This is a genomic window from Pseudoalteromonas sp. MB47 (genome assembly GCF_011319765.1).
Lineage (GTDB): Bacteria > Pseudomonadota > Gammaproteobacteria > Enterobacterales > Alteromonadaceae > Pseudoalteromonas > Pseudoalteromonas simplex.
Window position 1 is genome coordinate 187,075 of record NZ_VFBD01000006.1, and the last position, 15,207, is coordinate 202,281.

Sequence of the window (15,207 nt, forward strand, 5' to 3'; positions counted from 1 at the left end):
CAGTGAATTTTTTACCGTTAAAGCATTACTATCGCTCTTTAGCAGTGGCACTTATTGTGCCGCTGTTAGTGGCGTTTTTTTTGTGTTTACACCTATATAATTTAAAACTTGAGCGGGCGATAGAAAGCAGGCAAAGCGGGTTTAATAATATATCCGCTCAGCTTAGCCATGCGATGAGTGCCGCAGATGGCCTTATAGACACCATGTTCAAGCTTTACGAGCAGCCACTTTCTTATGACTTTGATCCAAGTTGGGCACGCAATGTGAATCAATATGATCACTATTACTACCAAAGTGTTGGCGATGGAGTGGGGGAGATAGTCGGACAAGGAAAGTTTGCCTCAACCGCTTATGCAATTAATCAATGGCGGCGAGTTATCGCCCTTGGCCCCTCTTTTAATACTACCCTGTCACTTGTTCAATCTTTAGAAGCCGTGGCTTATGTTAATGAGCAAGGTTTTGCTTATATTAAGCGCCGAAGTACAGCAAAAAGTGAATTCTTGACCAGCGTGTTAGATAACAAATTTAGGCCTCAATTAGTTAATAGTAATAAGCTTTCCTCAAGCTCTGTGTTGACGATTAATGGCCATGCTTATTTTGCAATTGGTAAGCAACGAGCAGCCAATAGTCGTGATTACATCGTGTTGATTTATGATCTTAAAGCAATTTCTAGCTGGTTAAAGAAAATAGCGCCTAACTATGGTGAGTATATTTTTATCAATCAAGATAACCAAGTTATTGCCAGCTCAAAAACAGCGCTTAACACTGCCATCAGTGCTAGCGAATATTGGCCGAATGTTGCTGTCGATATGCGCAAGAATAACCACAGCCATTTAGTGCAAGAGGCAACAAACTTACCTATTTACACTCGTTTCTATGAATCAAAGCAGGCCCTGAGTGAACCTGTTGGCTACGACATCTTTTTAGAATTCGCGTTTTTGAGTGTGTTTTTAGTGATGATGTTCAGCGCTGTTTTTTGGCTGAGTCAACGTATTTTTGTAAAACCAATGACGCACTTAATGAATTACCTTGAGCAGCATGATGAAGGTAAACAAGCGTTAGTTCATTATCGTATTCCTGTCGATTGGCAGCCTTGGTTCAGCCGTGTAAAACGAGTGTTTAGCCGCAATGAAGAGCTCGTCCAATCATTACAAGAGGCGAATAAAGCGCTTGACTCTCAGGTACAGGTAAAGTCAAAACAATTGCGTCGTAGTATTGATGCGAAAGAACGTCACTTAGCGTTATTAAATACCATGCTCAATAACGTGCCGGATCTTATTTATTTTAAGAATATTGATGGCTCGTTTTTAGGCTGTAATAAAGCGTATGAAGGCTATATTGGTTTGCCACAAGAGAAGTTAGTAGGCCAGCAATTATGTGATATTAGCGATGATAACGGCGAGTTAAATGAACTTGAGAAGCAGGTTTTAAGAGACAAAAAAACGTATCAAACTCGTCTTTCAAATTATGAGAAAACTTACCTTTTTAGCATTGTGCCATTTTACAACGAGCACCAGCAATTTCTTGGTACCATGGCGATTGGTCGTGATATTACCGAGCAGTATAATGCACTGAATGCACTACAAAGCTCAGAAGCGAAATTGCGCAGTGCTATGGAGTACGCAGCGAATGGGGTGCTTCTGGTATCACTTGAAGATCAAGTGCTGCAAGCAAATAAAGCGGCACGAAAAATCTTTGCAATTGAAAACGTTAATGGCCTCGAGTTGACAAACTTATTTGCTGAGCAGTCTTATCAGACGTTGAAAAATACTCTGACAGAGCTGCTGCATGAGAAGAAAAAAGTTTATCACTTTAGTCTTGAGCAGCAAGAACAGCAGCGCTGGCTGCAAATTAGTGTGTCCCTAGTTTGGAATGCCGAGCAAACACCAGATTATTATGTTGTTCATGTACAGGATGTGACGGATTTAGTGCAAGCAAAAGATGATGCTGAGCGGGCAACGCTCGCTAAAAGCCGCTTTATTGCTAATCTCAGTCATGAAATACGCACACCACTCAATGCAGTACTAGGCTTAATTGATGTTATTGCATTGCAAGGGCTAACTGAGCATCAGCGCACTCATGCAGAGCAGGCAAAAACAGCAGCTAATAGTTTACTGACGCTTTTAAATCGAATGCTTGATTTTGCACGTGCCGAAAGTGCTCAACTGGAAATGAATAAAGCGCCTATGAGTTTATCTGATCTAATTGATTTTAGTCGAGGCGTGATCACTCCCTTATGCACAAATAAAGGCATTGATTTTATCATTGACCGTGACGAGAACATCAACGAATTCTTAATTGGCGACCAAATTTGTTTGCAGCAAGTATTAGCCAATTTATTGACAAATGCAGCCAAGTTTACTGAACAAGGCACAATAACTCTGTGTTTAGAGCTGATTGAAGAGTCTTTAGAGCAGCAACTAATTTGTTTTACAGTTAAAGATACAGGTATAGGTATAAATAAGGCTGATCAAGGGCGGTTATTTGATGCTTTTACGCAAGGAGATGAGTCTTTAACACGCTCTCATCAGGGGGTCGGTTTAGGTTTAGCGATTGTTAAATATGAAGTCGCTTTAATGGGCGGAGAGATAAAACTTGATAGTGAAAAAGGTAAAGGCAGCAAATTTAGTTTTTGCTTACAGCTAGATAAAGCATCAGGACCTACAAAAAGAGAATTAGTTTGTTTGCCTTCGAGTACTGACTTATCTGGACTTTTAGTACTTGCAGTTGATGATAATCCGCTTAATTTGAGCATCATTAAGAGTATTTTGGAGCAAATAGATATTACTGTCATTTGTGCTCTAAATGGTAAAAAAGGTATAGAAATTGCTAAAGAGATCAAGCCTGACGTAATTTTTATGGATATTCAAATGCCTGTGATGGATGGTTGCCAAGCGACGCGAATTATTCGTCAATTATACACCAAAGAGCAAATGCCGATATACGCGCTTACCGCTCATAGTGAGGCTGCAGATATTGAGCATTCAATTGCGGCAGGAATGAATAAACACCTAACTAAACCTATTGTTGCGAGTAAATTGTTTTTAGCAATGAGTGAGCTTAAAAACTCAAAAGAAGCTTTTTTTGATAAGGCTTTTATCTTATCTCAGTTTGGAAATGATAATAAGTTAGTATTAACTATGTTGTCGAAGTTTGCGACTATGGCAGCAGAGCAGTTAATACAAATTTCTACATTAAAGACTACCGACGAGTTGATCCGCGTGGTGCATAATGTGAAAGGATCGGCTGGTAACCTTGGGTTTAAACGATTGTCAGCGTGCGCTCAGCATTTCGAGGCTACACTAAAAGCTAAAGGTGAACTTTCCGAACAATTAATTGATGAGTTGCAATGCCAAATAAAACAGGTTATTGCCTTTATCATCGAACAAGGATCTACTGATGTTGAAAAGAGCCAAGGTACTGATTGTTGATGACGATCCGTTAAACCGCTTGGTATTAGAAAAAACATTACAGCAAGACTATGATGTTTTTTGTGTTGAGAGTGGTGAAAAAGCACTGACGTTTCTAAAAACACAAAGTGTGGATCTGTTGATCTTGGATATTGTAATGCCAGGAATCGACGGCTATGAAGTACTCAACAAATTAAAAGAAAACGCAACGACAAGCATGCTACCGGTAATCTTTATCTCGGCAAATACTAGCCATGATGATGAAGCTAAAGGGTTAGAATTAGGGGCGATGGATTACATCACCAAACCTTTTAGTGCAGCGATCGTTCGTGCACGTGTGCGCAATCAATTAATGATCAAACAAAAAAATGACTTGCTTGAAATGCTCGCCTCAATTGATGGCCTAACAGAGATCCCAAACCGACGTTATTTAGATGAAAACTTAGCGCGAGAGTGGCGTCGTTGTCGTCGTGATCAAACACCATTATCAGTATTATTAATGGATGTTGATCACTTTAAACGTTACAACGATTGTTATGGTCACCGAGCAGGCGATGATTGTTTAAAACAAATTGCTCATGCCTTAGTTGGAGCATGTGAGCGAGGTAGTGACTTTGTTGCTCGTTATGGCGGTGAAGAGTTTGCAGCAGTACTTCCAAATACCTCTGCAAAAGAAGCTATGTCGTTTGCAAACAAATTACGTAATGCCGTTAATGAGTTAAATATTCCGCATAAAGCGTCACTAAATGCCGACCATGTCACAATTAGTATTGGTATTGCGACCACGGAAAATGGCCAGGTGTATGCAGAGCAAACATTACTTGAAGAAGCTGATTTAGGTCTTTATCAGGCAAAAGATGCTGGGCGTGATCAGATAGTATCGAGAATGATAGCTATGAGTGAACATAAGTAGGCAATAGCTGCCTACTTACAGAATTTAAATATGCAAGCTAGCCATTGCTAAGTGATTTATAAATCGTATCACCCACACCAATTAACTTATCATTTTTAAATACCAGTGGTGTACATTCGTCTTTAGTCATCTTGCCATCAGAATGAATACTATGGGTTGCATAGAATAATACTTGGTACACATCATCACCCTGCTTTAATAACTCGGTAAAGTTAGGAGTATTTAGTTTGTTTAATACAGTTTGATAGCTGGTATCTAATGCAAGATTAGAGATCACTTCACGGTTATTTTTATGCTGCTTTTGCCAGCTAGATGAGCTACCAGCCCAATGTGTGTCTGCTTCACCGTCAGAAACAGCAATGACACAACCAGTTAAAAATGGTGCAGTTAGCGCGGCAATTAGAAGTGCTTTTTTCATGTTATTTTATCCCGTAGAAATTGTTTTATAGTTGTTCACTTAATTGCAAACTACTTGCCAAACTTATAAAAGTAAATTAAATCAGTTTCTTAGGTTGTTTTTAGGTAAAGAGCCAAGTAATAAATTACTAACTACTTAGCTCTATTGACTAATAAATTGCGATTTAGACCAACCTGTTACGCATCTCGCCTTGATTAAATGCTTGGATATTCAAAGCAATTTCGTTAACTAAACGCACGATAGATTCTTGGCTGGCCCAAGCAATATGCGGAGTAAGTAATAAGTTTGCGCCTTTATACTGTGCCAGCGGATTTGATTGCTCTGCAGGTTCTTTACTGAGTACATCAACACCAGCTCCGGCAATAACATTATTAGCTAATGCGTCAGCTAAATCGGCTTCATTGATAATCCCACCACGAGCAGTATTAATAATGATAGCTGACGGTTTCATCATGCTTAATTCTGTCGCGGCGATTTGGTTGCGTGTTTCATCAGTAAGCGGGCAGTGAACACTAATAATATCCGCTATGGTTAGGGCATCATTAAAACTAACACGACCTTCACGAGGTGCATGGCCTTTTCGTTCACTGATGATGACATTAGCACCAAAAGCACGCGCTACATCGGCAACGGCTTTACCTAGTGAACCGTAACCAATAATTGCCAATGTTTTGCCGGCAATTTCTTTAAAGCTGTAATCTAAACGGCAAAACATAGGACTTTGCTGCCATAAGCCTTGCTGGCAATCATTAATATATCTGTGAGTATTGCCCAGTAAGTTAGTGATGAGAGTAAAGGTGTGCTGCACCACGCTCGGTGTTGAATAGCCCGCGACATTGGTCACCGCAATGCTATGCTCTTTGGCTGCTATTAAATCAATGTTGTTAGTCCCAGTCGCTGCAACACATATTAATTTTAAATTAGGTAATTTGCTCATGGCGTGCTGATCAATCACCACTTTATTACTGATAAGGATATCGGCATCTTGGCAGCGCTCAATAACCTGTTCTTGAGCAGTTAAATCGTAACAAGTAAGTTTTCCTAATTGCGCTAAAGCATCTAACGACGTGTTGGCTAATGTTGCTGCATCAAGGACAGTAATATTCATGTGCTTTCCTTTTTTAATTTATTGCTTGACCTTGGGGTGTACTCCAAGGTTTATAGTGAGCATAATAAATAAACGCTTCACAATGGAGACGGTGATGAAAATAGGTGAGTTTGCCCGTCAGTTGGGTGTCTCAACAGATACGCTACGGTACTACGAAAAGCATGGTTTGTTAACGCCTAGTTCGCGTTCAGACGTGGGATATCGTTTTTATTCTGAGAATGACTATAAACAAATGGCGTTTATTCTCAGAGCAAAGAATGTTGGCTTTAGTTTGGCTGAGATTAAAGAGTTATTGCAAATTAAGTTTCATAAAGATCAGCATTCTTGTCATGAAGTTAAAGAAATGACGTTACAAAAACGTGACCTCGTTGCACAAAGAATTGCAGAGCTTACTCGCTTTTATGACTCACTTTCATTGTTGGCAGATAAATGTTGTGGCGGTGAAGAGCCTGCTGAAAACTGCTCAATACTAACGACGCTGGAGGATATCGATGGACTTACTCAATAATTTTTGGCATCTGTTTTTACTCTCAGCACCTTGGTTAATGCTGGGCTTATTCATAGCAGGTCTTCTCAATGTATATTTGCCTGCTAACTTTCTTAACCGGCATTTAGGCAAAGAAGGGTTGTGGACCACAGTTAAAGCAGCCTTTATAGGTGCTCCAATGCCCTTGTGCTCATGTGGTGTGATCCCAGCAGCCATTGGTTTAAGAAGAGCGGGGGCATCGAAAAGTGCCACCACCGCATTTTTAGTTTCAACCCCTGAAACTGGGGTCGATTCGGTTTCGGTATCTTATGTGTTGCTAGGCCCATTTATGGCGATAATACGTCCTATTGCCGCCGTGTGCAGCGCCATTGTGGCCGGCGTCTTAGTGGGGAAAGACAGTGAACTCCAACAAGTACAAAGTACAGAATCAGATAAAGAAAGTACTAAAGCAGACTCTTGTTGTAGTAGTAAACAGCCAAAGCCTGTGACCACAACGAGCTGTTGCAGTAAAGAGGCGCCAGCAAAGCCCGCACAAAGTTGTTGTAGTAGCAAGGAATCGCAACCAATACAGGAGCAGCAACAAAGTTGCTCAACAGAAAAAGCAGCGCCTATACAGAAAAGCTGTTGTAGCAGTGAGCAGCCAACCAAAGCCGTTGAAAGTCGTTTTAGCAAACTGAAACGCGCGGTGAGCTTTAGTTGCAATAAGCTGCTTGAAGACACCATGATTTGGCTAATGATCGGTTTATTCTTTGCAGCGCTTGTACAAACTTATGTACCAGAATCTTTTTTAAGCCAGTGGGGGAATGGCATCCTTGCTATGCTGGTGGTTATTTTAATCAGTATTCCTATGTATATTTGTGCAACTGCATCGACACCTATAGCGGCAGGTTTATTACTCAGTGGTGTATCTCCGGGGGCTGTGCTGGTGTTTATGTTAGCTGGGCCGGCAACCAATATCGCAACGCTTGGTGTCGTTGGTAAAGAGCTTGGCAAGCGAGCGGTATTTGCCTACCTAATAGGTGTGATTGGCACGGCACTGGCTTTTGGTTTTTTAACCGATTATTTAGTGGCGCAATATGGTTTTGTGGTAGCGCCGATGATGGGTGAAGAGCACGAGGTTCTACCTCATTGGTTAAGCCTTGCTGCAGGTATTGTGTTGGCAATTTTAATACTCAGATTGCTGTTAAAAATGGTATTAAAAAAATCCTCACAAACTGGTAAGAGCATTGCTTAATTATTTGTTATAGATAAATATTTTCTACATTAATTGGCATTTAATTTGGTTAACTATCGCGTCTCGGTTCGCATTTAAAATTGCCTGAGTTATAATCCGCCAATTATTTTTAACGGTACGCTTTGCGTGCCGTTTTTTAACTTAAGTAGTTTTTAATGAGTGAAAGTGTGGATAAATACGCCGACATAAGACCTTACAATGATGATGAAGTAGCTGACTCAGTAGCGCGTTTGATTGCTGATAATGCCTTTGTAGATGTAATCGCTAAGTATAACTTACCGCGCTTTTTATCGAACTTCCCATTTATTACTCGCCCATTAGTGCGCAGCCAGCTGCGTAAAAAGTGGGGTAACACCGCATCGGTTGAGCAAGTTCAGCACGAAGTGGCTGATTATTTGAACAAACTAATCACCCGCACTACTTCAGAGGTAACGTTTTCGGGCATTGATAAACTAGACCCAAAACAAGCTTACTTATTTATCTCTAATCACCGCGATATAGTGCTTGATCCTGCGCTCGTTAATTGGGGCTTGTTTAAGCACAACATGCCGACAGTTCGTATCGCAATTGGTGATAACTTACTGCAAATTCCTTATATCACTGAGTTAATGCGTTTAAACAAGAGCTTTATTGTGAAGCGCTCAGCGAAAGCACCGAAAGAGATGCTAAAAGCGCTGTCGCAGCTGTCTGCTTATATTTATGACTCACTTGCTGAAGGCCACTCAATTTGGATAGCGCAAAAAGAAGGCCGAGCAAAAGACGGTTTTGACCAAACAGATCCTGCCCTGCTTAAAATGTTGCAGTTACAAGGCCGCAAGCAGAAGAAAGAGTTTGCTGAATACGTACGCGAATTAAAAATTGTACCTGTGTCTATCTCTTATCAATACGAGCCATGCGCGATTGCTAAAGCGAAAGAGCTTTATCATAAACAGCAACATGGTCAGTATGTGAAACAGCAGGGTGAAGACATAGCTAGTATTGTTGAAGGTTTTAGCACCGCCAAAGGGCATGTACATTTAGCGTTTGGCGAGCCAATTGAGTCGGGCTGTGAATCGCCTGAAGAGCTGGCAAAAACTATTGATCAGCAAATTGTTGATTCGTTTTTCTTACACCCAGGCAATTATATTGCAGGTGGTTGTACGCAAGCTGTGATTGATGAAAAAGATGCCGCTGCATTTAATGAGCGTATCGCAAAAGTGCCAGAGGAGTTAAAGCCTTTGGTATTAGCTATGTACGCTAAGCCTTTTCATCGTAAAGCAGAACTTGCAACAAGCGAGTCTAAGTAAGCGAAACAAATAGTTTAAGAAGCCACTTTTTAAAGTGGCTTTTTTTATGGTTAATTTTCAGGCTATACTTTTAATATTACTTATTAACCGGCATTTGTGATGCAACAGATTGAAATATTTGAAATTCCAAGCCCTTGCAAAGGGATATGCCAAGTTAATAACCGGGGTTATTGTAAAGGCTGCTATCGTAGTCGTGATGAGCGATTTTATTGGAATAAGTTTACCAATGCAGAAAAACGTAAAGTGATCAGTCTATGCCAACAGCGTTACAAACGTTACCTTCAGAAAAAGCAACAAGCTGAAAATCAACAATCAACGCCTGAGCAAGGAGGGTTTGATTTCTAAAATTCGGTGAGATTGTACTTTGATTTTAAAAATTGCACCGTGCCATTTTCATCAAATTCCTCTAGTACTCTAGTTAGTTTGGGTATTAGTTTCTCATGACGTTTATGAACAAAATGATAGCTCTGCATTGGCATCAGCACTTGTTTGTGAAATGCATCTTGATCAAAGTCAGGGTGTTTAGTTGATAACATAAAATCGAGTAAAATTGCGCCTTCAACACGATTTTGCGTAAGTAGATTCAATTGAGCCGTGACATTTCTAACTTTTATTACATCACCTTTAAAAGGGTGTCGTTCAATGTAACTCTGTGCTGCAGGGTAACTTGATTGGATTGCGAGCGATTTTAGTTTTGGGTAATAGCATGTTTTGCAGTTTTTTAGCAGGATTAAATTAAAATCAAATAAAGGGTAGTTCACTTTTATTAAGTTTGGATAGCCTTCTTTGACATCAGCAATGCGACCAAGCTGACCATCTAATACACCTTGATTTGCGGCTTCCAGCGCATTTTGATGGCTAAAATCAATGATACTTATTTCGTAGCCAATTTCTTTATAGGCCATTTTAAGTAAATCAATAACAAAGCGAGCTTGTGGAGTATCAGCAGGACGATTAAAAAAGAGAGTGTGGGTATTGGCTAAACTTGAAAAGCAAAAGAATAATAATAAAAAGGCGAATCTGTGGCTCAGATATTTTGACAACATGCGTTCCTTGCGTACATAAATTGCTCGTTAATTTACTGGCAAGTGTTGCTAAAATCAAGTTTCGTCAGAGGCTTTTTTGGGCTAATTTATCGGATTAAACGGTTTGAATTTTGTTATACTAGATAAATCAAATTATTAAAGCTGAGAAAGTATGAGTTTCAATTTATGTAAATTGCCAAGAGAGCAAAAATATCAAATTCAATTGGACTACGAAGCATCATTTTGGGCTTATCAAATAAAGCGCGGTAAAAATACGCGTGAAGGTGTTTATACTGCAATAAATAATCGTCCTATGTCTGAGCAGGCTTTTCTTAAGCAACAATTTGAGCATTACCTTTCGTTAATGAGCTAGTCATGGCAGCGTTTAGATTTTGTTTACTTGAGCCAATTAAAACGCCGTTAGTAAATAAATTTTATGATAAACACAATGCACGTGGCCGAGCAACCAAGGCTGACCAAGTATGGGTTGCCTATAAAGATTCTGAGATAATCGCGGCGTGTAGAGTACAAGACCAATCAGGGCTATTATTTTTGTCTACTCTTTATGTAGATGAATTATGGCGTGGTCAAAGGGTTGCTTCGCAGCTACTTGCGGCCGTAACCGCTCGGCAAAAGAAGGTTGTTTTTACCTTCGTGTACCAAAATCTGATTGATTTTTATCTACAAAATGGGTTTAACTATATATTAACATTACCAAACTCCTTGCAATCACTATTTGAACTTTATGCACACCGAAAAATTGTTGCGATGCACTTTACGCGTGACACAGTGCCAAGTTAGCAATTTGGAACGTCAATGACTAAGTTCTTTTCTAGTATAACCATTTTTTTATTTTTGAGCTTTATCTTGTTTAGCCACTGCGCTTATTCACAGGTTAAACGGTTATCAACCAGCGAAGGCTTATCGCAAAGTTATGTAAACACCATGCTCATTGATAACAGTGGCTATCTTTGGCTATCGACTGAGGGGGGGCTTAATCGCTACGACGGCTATCAGGTTGTTCATATCAAAGGACCTAATGGTGAGCTTGAAGATGCCATCATTGACCGTATTTACCAAGATCCTCAAGGCTATATTTGGATAGCTTCGCTACAAGCGGGTTTATTCCGTTATGATCCCACTTCCGATACTTATCAGCAGTTTATTGCTAAACCCACCACAGAAGAGCAAATTTTTATTGAGTCGGTGTTTAGTATGGTGGCTGTTGATGACAAAACACTATGGCTTGGTCGGGGTTGGGACTTTGCCAAGTTGGATTTAGAAACAAAACAAGTCACTTCAATTTTTGAAATCCCTGAGCGTGTAAAAAGCAGTGTTATAAGAGAGCTGTATGCTTATAACGGATTTATTTTTATGGGCACAAGTAATGGCGCTTATGTATATCAAATTGCTAGCGGTGATGTTCGTAAGCTTGAGCACTTACAGCAAAAACCAAGTCATATTTATCAAAATTATGTGAAATCATTTGCAGTAATCGATCAAACAACGCTACTAGTCGGTGCTGTCAGAGGTTTGTATCAAGTTGATATCAGTAATTTAGAAGCGATGTTTGAGACTCCTAATAAGCCTTTCTCTAATAAAACCTTAATAAAAGATTTGAATATTTGGACCATCATTCAAGAAAAAGATGCGATTACTTTAGGTACGGATAAAGGATTGTTTGAATATGACCTAGTAACAGCAGAGCTTAATAAAAATAAGCGTTTACGGGAAGGCGGCTATACGTTAGCTGATAACAGTATTATTGATGTTGTAAAAGATAAATCGGGTGGCATGTGGCTGGCGACAAAAAATGATGGGGCCTTTTATTTATCTTATGATAATTACAACTTTATTAATGTGACTGCTAACTCACTGAAAGGTGATGGTTTATCACATCACTCGATTTGGAGTATTGCGGAGTTTAAAAATAGGCTTTGGCTGGCCACACACAACGGTTTAACAGCGGTTGACTTACAGACTAACGAAAGTGAAGTGTTCTTAAAAGACTACCAAGTTGACTTAATAACGACAGAGTTCAGCGTTTACCAAATAATGCCCTATAAAGATAAGTTGTGGTTACACACTAACAGGGGAATTTTGAGTTTTGATCCAGACACAAAACAAGCGTCACCTGTTAAGGCTGCAAATCCTGAAAATCAGGTTTTAATAAACGACTGGGTGCATGGCATATTATTAATGCCATCGGGTGATCTTTACTATGTCCACCCTGATTACGGCATGTTTGTATACAATATTGATAGCCAAAAAGTGACCCGACTTGGTGGGAAATTTGATGAATTTGAGCCATTTTTAGCTTATGGGTTCTTACCCGCCTTATCTTCTAAGCCCGATGCGCCTTTATTTTATAATGCAGGTATTTTATATCAGGTTGATCCGCAGTCTTTCGAGTTGACAACGATTTATACTGTTCCCGAGCAACACGAAAATGTAGCCGTTAATGTGATGTCATACATCATAGATAATAACAATGTACTGTGGTTATCGCTTTCTAACTTTGGCTTGATCGGCCTAGATGCTAGCACCTATGAGCATATCTATACCATTGACCTTGAAAAAAATAAATTAGGAACCTTGTTATATGACATGGTACTTGATGAAGCGGGTATGATTTGGATGAGCAGCCATAAAGGGCTTTGGCGGCTTAATCCTAATAATCTTCACTTTCAACAATTTACAGGCTCAGAGGGGCTATTCTCTACAGAGTTTAATAGTGGTGCTTTTACAAAGCTTGAGTCAGGGCAAATTGTCTATGGTACGCTCAAAGGGTTTACTTACTTTTCTCCTATGGATAACCACTACCAGCAAGCTTTAATTGATCACGTTAATATTACTAATCTTGATTTAATGTCTCGTGATCTACCTGCCGAGCTAAAGCAGCCTATTGATAGTGTCGTTCTTGAGCATGATGACATAGGTCTAGAAGTTGCCTTTTCGGCAATGGCATTTATTTATCAAGAACGTATCATTTATGAGTATCAACTCGGTGATGGTCAAAAAACCTATACCCGTAATAATAACCGGGTGTTATTCCCAAAACTTAGTGCGGGTAAGTATCAACTCAAAGTATGGGCAAAAGATCCATTAACAGGGGAGTTAACGCCACCCGCTATATTAAATATTGAAGTAAAGTACCCACTTTGGCGTGCTCCGCAATTCATTGTTTTGTATGTTTTATTAGTTGCACTTTTTGTCGCTGCTTGGGTTTTTAGACGAAATCGTATGCAACAAATTTTGCTTGCCGCTCATAAAGAAAGTAAAGAAAGTGAAGCACGCTTAAAGTTAGCGCTTGAAGGGAGTCATTCAGGTGTGTGGGATTGGTCTTCACAAAGTCCAATTATATATCAACCGCGCCTTAAGAATGAGCTAGGCTATGAAACAGACAGTGTTAATTTAGATGATTACTTAGCAAGAATTCACCCTCACGATAAGCAAACTTTCCGCTTAGAGTGGTTAGAGTTTTTATCAACACAAAAAGGTTATTTTAATTGCACCTACCGATTACGCCATGCTGATGGCAATTGGCGCTGGTATAAAGATTTTGGCAAAGTAGTTGAGTGGCAAGATAATGCGCCAGAAAAAGTAGCCGGTACCTATACCAATATGACACGAGAGCTCGTATTTGAAGAAAACGCGCGCTTGTTTGGGGCAGCGTTTGAGCAAACTCGCGATTGGGTGTTTATCTTAGATAAAAATCTGCGAATTCGAGCTACTAACAAATCATTTCAAGATGCATTTGGTTTTCCGGCTGAACCTCGTTCTAGTCGCTCGCTAACACTCGGTTTGTCTATTGCAGCCCGCATACATTATTTAAGAGTGATGCAAAAGCTGCAGTCTGGCGAGCATTTCTCAGCTGAAGACGTTGTAGAGGTAGCAACTGGTGAAAAGCGCCAAGTATTAATTAAAATTAGTGCTGTTGCAGGAAGTAATCGTCAGCTAGATAGTTACGTCATAATCGTGACTGATATTAGCGCGCAAAAATTGGCAGAGAGTGAATTACACTTATTGGCTAACTATGACGCCTTAACAGGTTTGCCAAATAAAACGCTATTTAATGACCGAGTTAATCATGCAATTGAGCAAGCTGCTTATCATCAAAATAAAGTCGCTTTGCTAAATATTAATATTAAACGCTTTAAATATTTTAATGATTCACTCGGTCGGGAAGAGTCAGACGAGTTACTGAAACGTGTTGCTAAACGTCTAAAGCAAGTTCTCAGACCGCAAGATAGTCTTGCACGTTTTGATGGTGATGAGTTTGTTATTTTAGCTGAAGACTTTAAACAAGTAGATGAGCTTTTATCATTGTGTGGACGAGTGATGGATAGTGTTGAATCGCATATCGAGCTCAGCCAACAAGCAGTAAAAGTAAACTTCAGTGTGGGAGTTGCTGTTTATCCTGATGATGCGCAAACCACCAAAGCATTATTAAAAGCATCTAATGTGGCTCTGTATCACGCCAAACAACTGGTCGAAGGTGGTTATCAGTTTTATAAGCAAGAAATGAACTTACAAGTGCAACGTACTTTGCATTTAGAATCGCAGTTAAGTAAAGCTTACCAAGAGCATGAGTTTTGTAATTTTTATCAGCCAATAGTCAGTGCTGAGTCACGCCAAGTTGCGGGGCTAGAAGTACTTTTACGTTGGCCAAATAAAGATGAATATAAGCCTGAAGATTTTGCGAACGCGGCAGAAAGCTCAGGGTTAATTACCAAAATAATGCTGCAGACTTTATCACGAGCTTTGATTGAGCTTCGTCAATGGCGCACGACGCATCCTGATTTATATATTTCGATTAATTTATCTGCTCTTGATTTTGAAAGTGTAAACTTAGTTGAAAATATTCATAAGGCGCTTGAAGCTAGTAAAGTGCCTGCCAGTGCGGTGGTTTTTGAAATTACTGAATCAGTCATGATGCATGATTCAGATAAAGCACAGCAGAGCATGGATAAACTCAAGGCCCTTGGTTGTCGGATTTATATGGATGACTTTGGAACTGGCTATGCGTCACTGACCTACTTAAAACGCTTTCCGGTTGATGTGCTAAAAATTGATAAAAGCTTTGTTAATGATATTGGTATTGATAAAGGTGATGAAGCGATTATCAACTCAACGCTTACGCTGGCAAAAAGCTTGGGTAAAGAATGTGTTGCCGAAGGCGTTGAAAACCGCACTCAATTGCAGTTCTTACGCTCTTTAGGCTGTGAGTACTTTCAAGGTTATCTATTTAGTAAACCTGTAGCAGGTGATGAAGTAAAAGCGCTTTTAGACACCCTGTGGGATGATGAGTTTTTAGGGTAAAGCC

At 39.8% G+C, this 15,207-nt stretch carries 12 protein-coding genes; 9 read left to right on the top strand and 3 right to left on the bottom strand.

Annotation, left to right across the window (positions count from 1 at the left end):
* The first annotated feature begins 2 nt into the window (after window positions 1-2).
* Complete coding sequence (locus tag IMPJCBKJ_RS03505) at window positions 3-3,431, top strand: ATP-binding protein (protein ID WP_166338832.1); 3,429 nt, start codon at window positions 3-5, stop codon at window positions 3,429-3,431.
* Complete coding sequence (locus tag IMPJCBKJ_RS03510; RefSeq protein ID WP_054552684.1) at window positions 3,400-4,323, top strand: diguanylate cyclase; 924 nt, start codon at window positions 3,400-3,402, stop codon at window positions 4,321-4,323. Before IMPJCBKJ_RS03505 ends, IMPJCBKJ_RS03510 begins: the two co-directional genes overlap by 32 nt.
* A 37-nt stretch (window positions 4,324-4,360) precedes the next feature.
* Here IMPJCBKJ_RS03510 and IMPJCBKJ_RS03515 read toward each other — a convergent pair whose 3' ends face one another.
* Window positions 4,361-4,741, bottom strand: coding sequence for a DUF3192 domain-containing protein (locus tag IMPJCBKJ_RS03515; protein WP_054552683.1), 381 nt, complete (start codon window positions 4,739-4,741; stop codon window positions 4,361-4,363).
* A gap of 163 nt (window positions 4,742-4,904) precedes the next feature.
* A complete protein-coding gene (locus tag IMPJCBKJ_RS03520; protein ID WP_166338834.1) occupies window positions 4,905-5,849 on the bottom strand; it encodes a D-2-hydroxyacid dehydrogenase in 945 nt (314 codons plus the stop codon).
* Window positions 5,850-5,943: 94 nt separating this feature from the next.
* Here IMPJCBKJ_RS03520 and zntR point away from each other — a divergent pair, with 94 nt between their 5' ends.
* The 4 genes from zntR (at window position 5,944) to IMPJCBKJ_RS03540 (ending at window position 9,201) form a co-directional block, all read left to right on the top strand.
* Window positions 5,944-6,357 (top strand): Zn(2+)-responsive transcriptional regulator, encoded by a 414-nt coding sequence (gene zntR / locus IMPJCBKJ_RS03525; RefSeq protein WP_082874003.1) that lies wholly within the window; start codon window positions 5,944-5,946, stop codon window positions 6,355-6,357.
* Window positions 6,341-7,570, top strand: coding sequence for an SO_0444 family Cu/Zn efflux transporter (locus IMPJCBKJ_RS03530; protein WP_138616258.1), 1,230 nt, complete (start codon window positions 6,341-6,343; stop codon window positions 7,568-7,570). The genes zntR and IMPJCBKJ_RS03530 overlap by 17 nt, the downstream gene beginning before the upstream one ends.
* 155 nt (window positions 7,571-7,725) lie before the next feature.
* Complete coding sequence (locus IMPJCBKJ_RS03535; RefSeq protein ID WP_166338836.1) at window positions 7,726-8,856, top strand: 1-acyl-sn-glycerol-3-phosphate acyltransferase; 1,131 nt, start codon at window positions 7,726-7,728, stop codon at window positions 8,854-8,856.
* A 99-nt stretch (window positions 8,857-8,955) separates the two neighbouring features.
* Window positions 8,956-9,201: a DUF1289 domain-containing protein gene (locus IMPJCBKJ_RS03540; RefSeq protein WP_138616262.1), complete on the top strand. Its 246-nt coding sequence runs from the start codon at window positions 8,956-8,958 to the stop codon at window positions 9,199-9,201.
* On the opposite strand, the gene IMPJCBKJ_RS03545 is transcribed toward IMPJCBKJ_RS03540, so the two are convergent.
* Window positions 9,198-9,902 (bottom strand): transporter substrate-binding domain-containing protein, encoded by a 705-nt coding sequence (locus tag IMPJCBKJ_RS03545; protein ID WP_166338838.1) that lies wholly within the window; start codon window positions 9,900-9,902, stop codon window positions 9,198-9,200. The genes IMPJCBKJ_RS03540 and IMPJCBKJ_RS03545 overlap by 4 nt on opposite strands.
* Before the next feature lie 151 nt (window positions 9,903-10,053).
* On the opposite strand from IMPJCBKJ_RS03545, the gene IMPJCBKJ_RS03550 reads away from it, so the two are divergent.
* Genes IMPJCBKJ_RS03550 through IMPJCBKJ_RS03560 form a run of 3 tightly spaced genes read left to right on the top strand, consistent with a single transcriptional unit; the run spans window position 10,054 to window position 15,203 of the window.
* Window positions 10,054-10,254 (top strand): DUF3283 family protein, encoded by a 201-nt coding sequence (locus IMPJCBKJ_RS03550; protein ID WP_036966037.1) that lies wholly within the window; start codon window positions 10,054-10,056, stop codon window positions 10,252-10,254.
* A 2-nt stretch (window positions 10,255-10,256) separates the two neighbouring features.
* Complete coding sequence (locus IMPJCBKJ_RS03555) at window positions 10,257-10,682, top strand: GNAT family N-acetyltransferase (protein ID WP_054552678.1); 426 nt, start codon at window positions 10,257-10,259, stop codon at window positions 10,680-10,682.
* A gap of 15 nt (window positions 10,683-10,697) precedes the next feature.
* Complete coding sequence (locus IMPJCBKJ_RS03560) at window positions 10,698-15,203, top strand: EAL domain-containing protein (protein ID WP_166338840.1); 4,506 nt, start codon at window positions 10,698-10,700, stop codon at window positions 15,201-15,203.
* Window positions 15,204-15,207: the final 4 nt, after the last annotated feature.

Bases quoted from the DNA above. Each gene is read 5' to 3' on its own strand.
- IMPJCBKJ_RS03520 (WP_166338834.1), bottom strand. From the start codon at position 5,849: ATGAATATTACTGTCCTTGATGCAGCAACATTAGCCAACACGTCGTTA.
- IMPJCBKJ_RS03560 (WP_166338840.1), top strand. From the start codon at position 10,698: ATGACTAAGTTCTTTTCTAGTATAACCATTTTTTTATTTTTGAGCTTT.
- IMPJCBKJ_RS03530 (WP_138616258.1), top strand. From the start codon at position 6,341: ATGGACTTACTCAATAATTTTTGGCATCTGTTTTTACTCTCAGCACCT.
- IMPJCBKJ_RS03545 (WP_166338838.1), bottom strand. From the start codon at position 9,902: ATGTTGTCAAAATATCTGAGCCACAGATTCGCCTTTTTATTATTATTC.
- zntR (WP_082874003.1), top strand. From the start codon at position 5,944: ATGAAAATAGGTGAGTTTGCCCGTCAGTTGGGTGTCTCAACAGATACG.
- IMPJCBKJ_RS03510 (WP_054552684.1), top strand. From the start codon at position 3,400: ATGTTGAAAAGAGCCAAGGTACTGATTGTTGATGACGATCCGTTAAAC.
- IMPJCBKJ_RS03550 (WP_036966037.1), top strand. From the start codon at position 10,054: ATGAGTTTCAATTTATGTAAATTGCCAAGAGAGCAAAAATATCAAATT.
- IMPJCBKJ_RS03515 (WP_054552683.1), bottom strand. From the start codon at position 4,741: ATGAAAAAAGCACTTCTAATTGCCGCGCTAACTGCACCATTTTTAACT.
- IMPJCBKJ_RS03555 (WP_054552678.1), top strand. From the start codon at position 10,257: ATGGCAGCGTTTAGATTTTGTTTACTTGAGCCAATTAAAACGCCGTTA.
- IMPJCBKJ_RS03535 (WP_166338836.1), top strand. From the start codon at position 7,726: ATGAGTGAAAGTGTGGATAAATACGCCGACATAAGACCTTACAATGAT.
- IMPJCBKJ_RS03540 (WP_138616262.1), top strand. From the start codon at position 8,956: ATGCAACAGATTGAAATATTTGAAATTCCAAGCCCTTGCAAAGGGATA.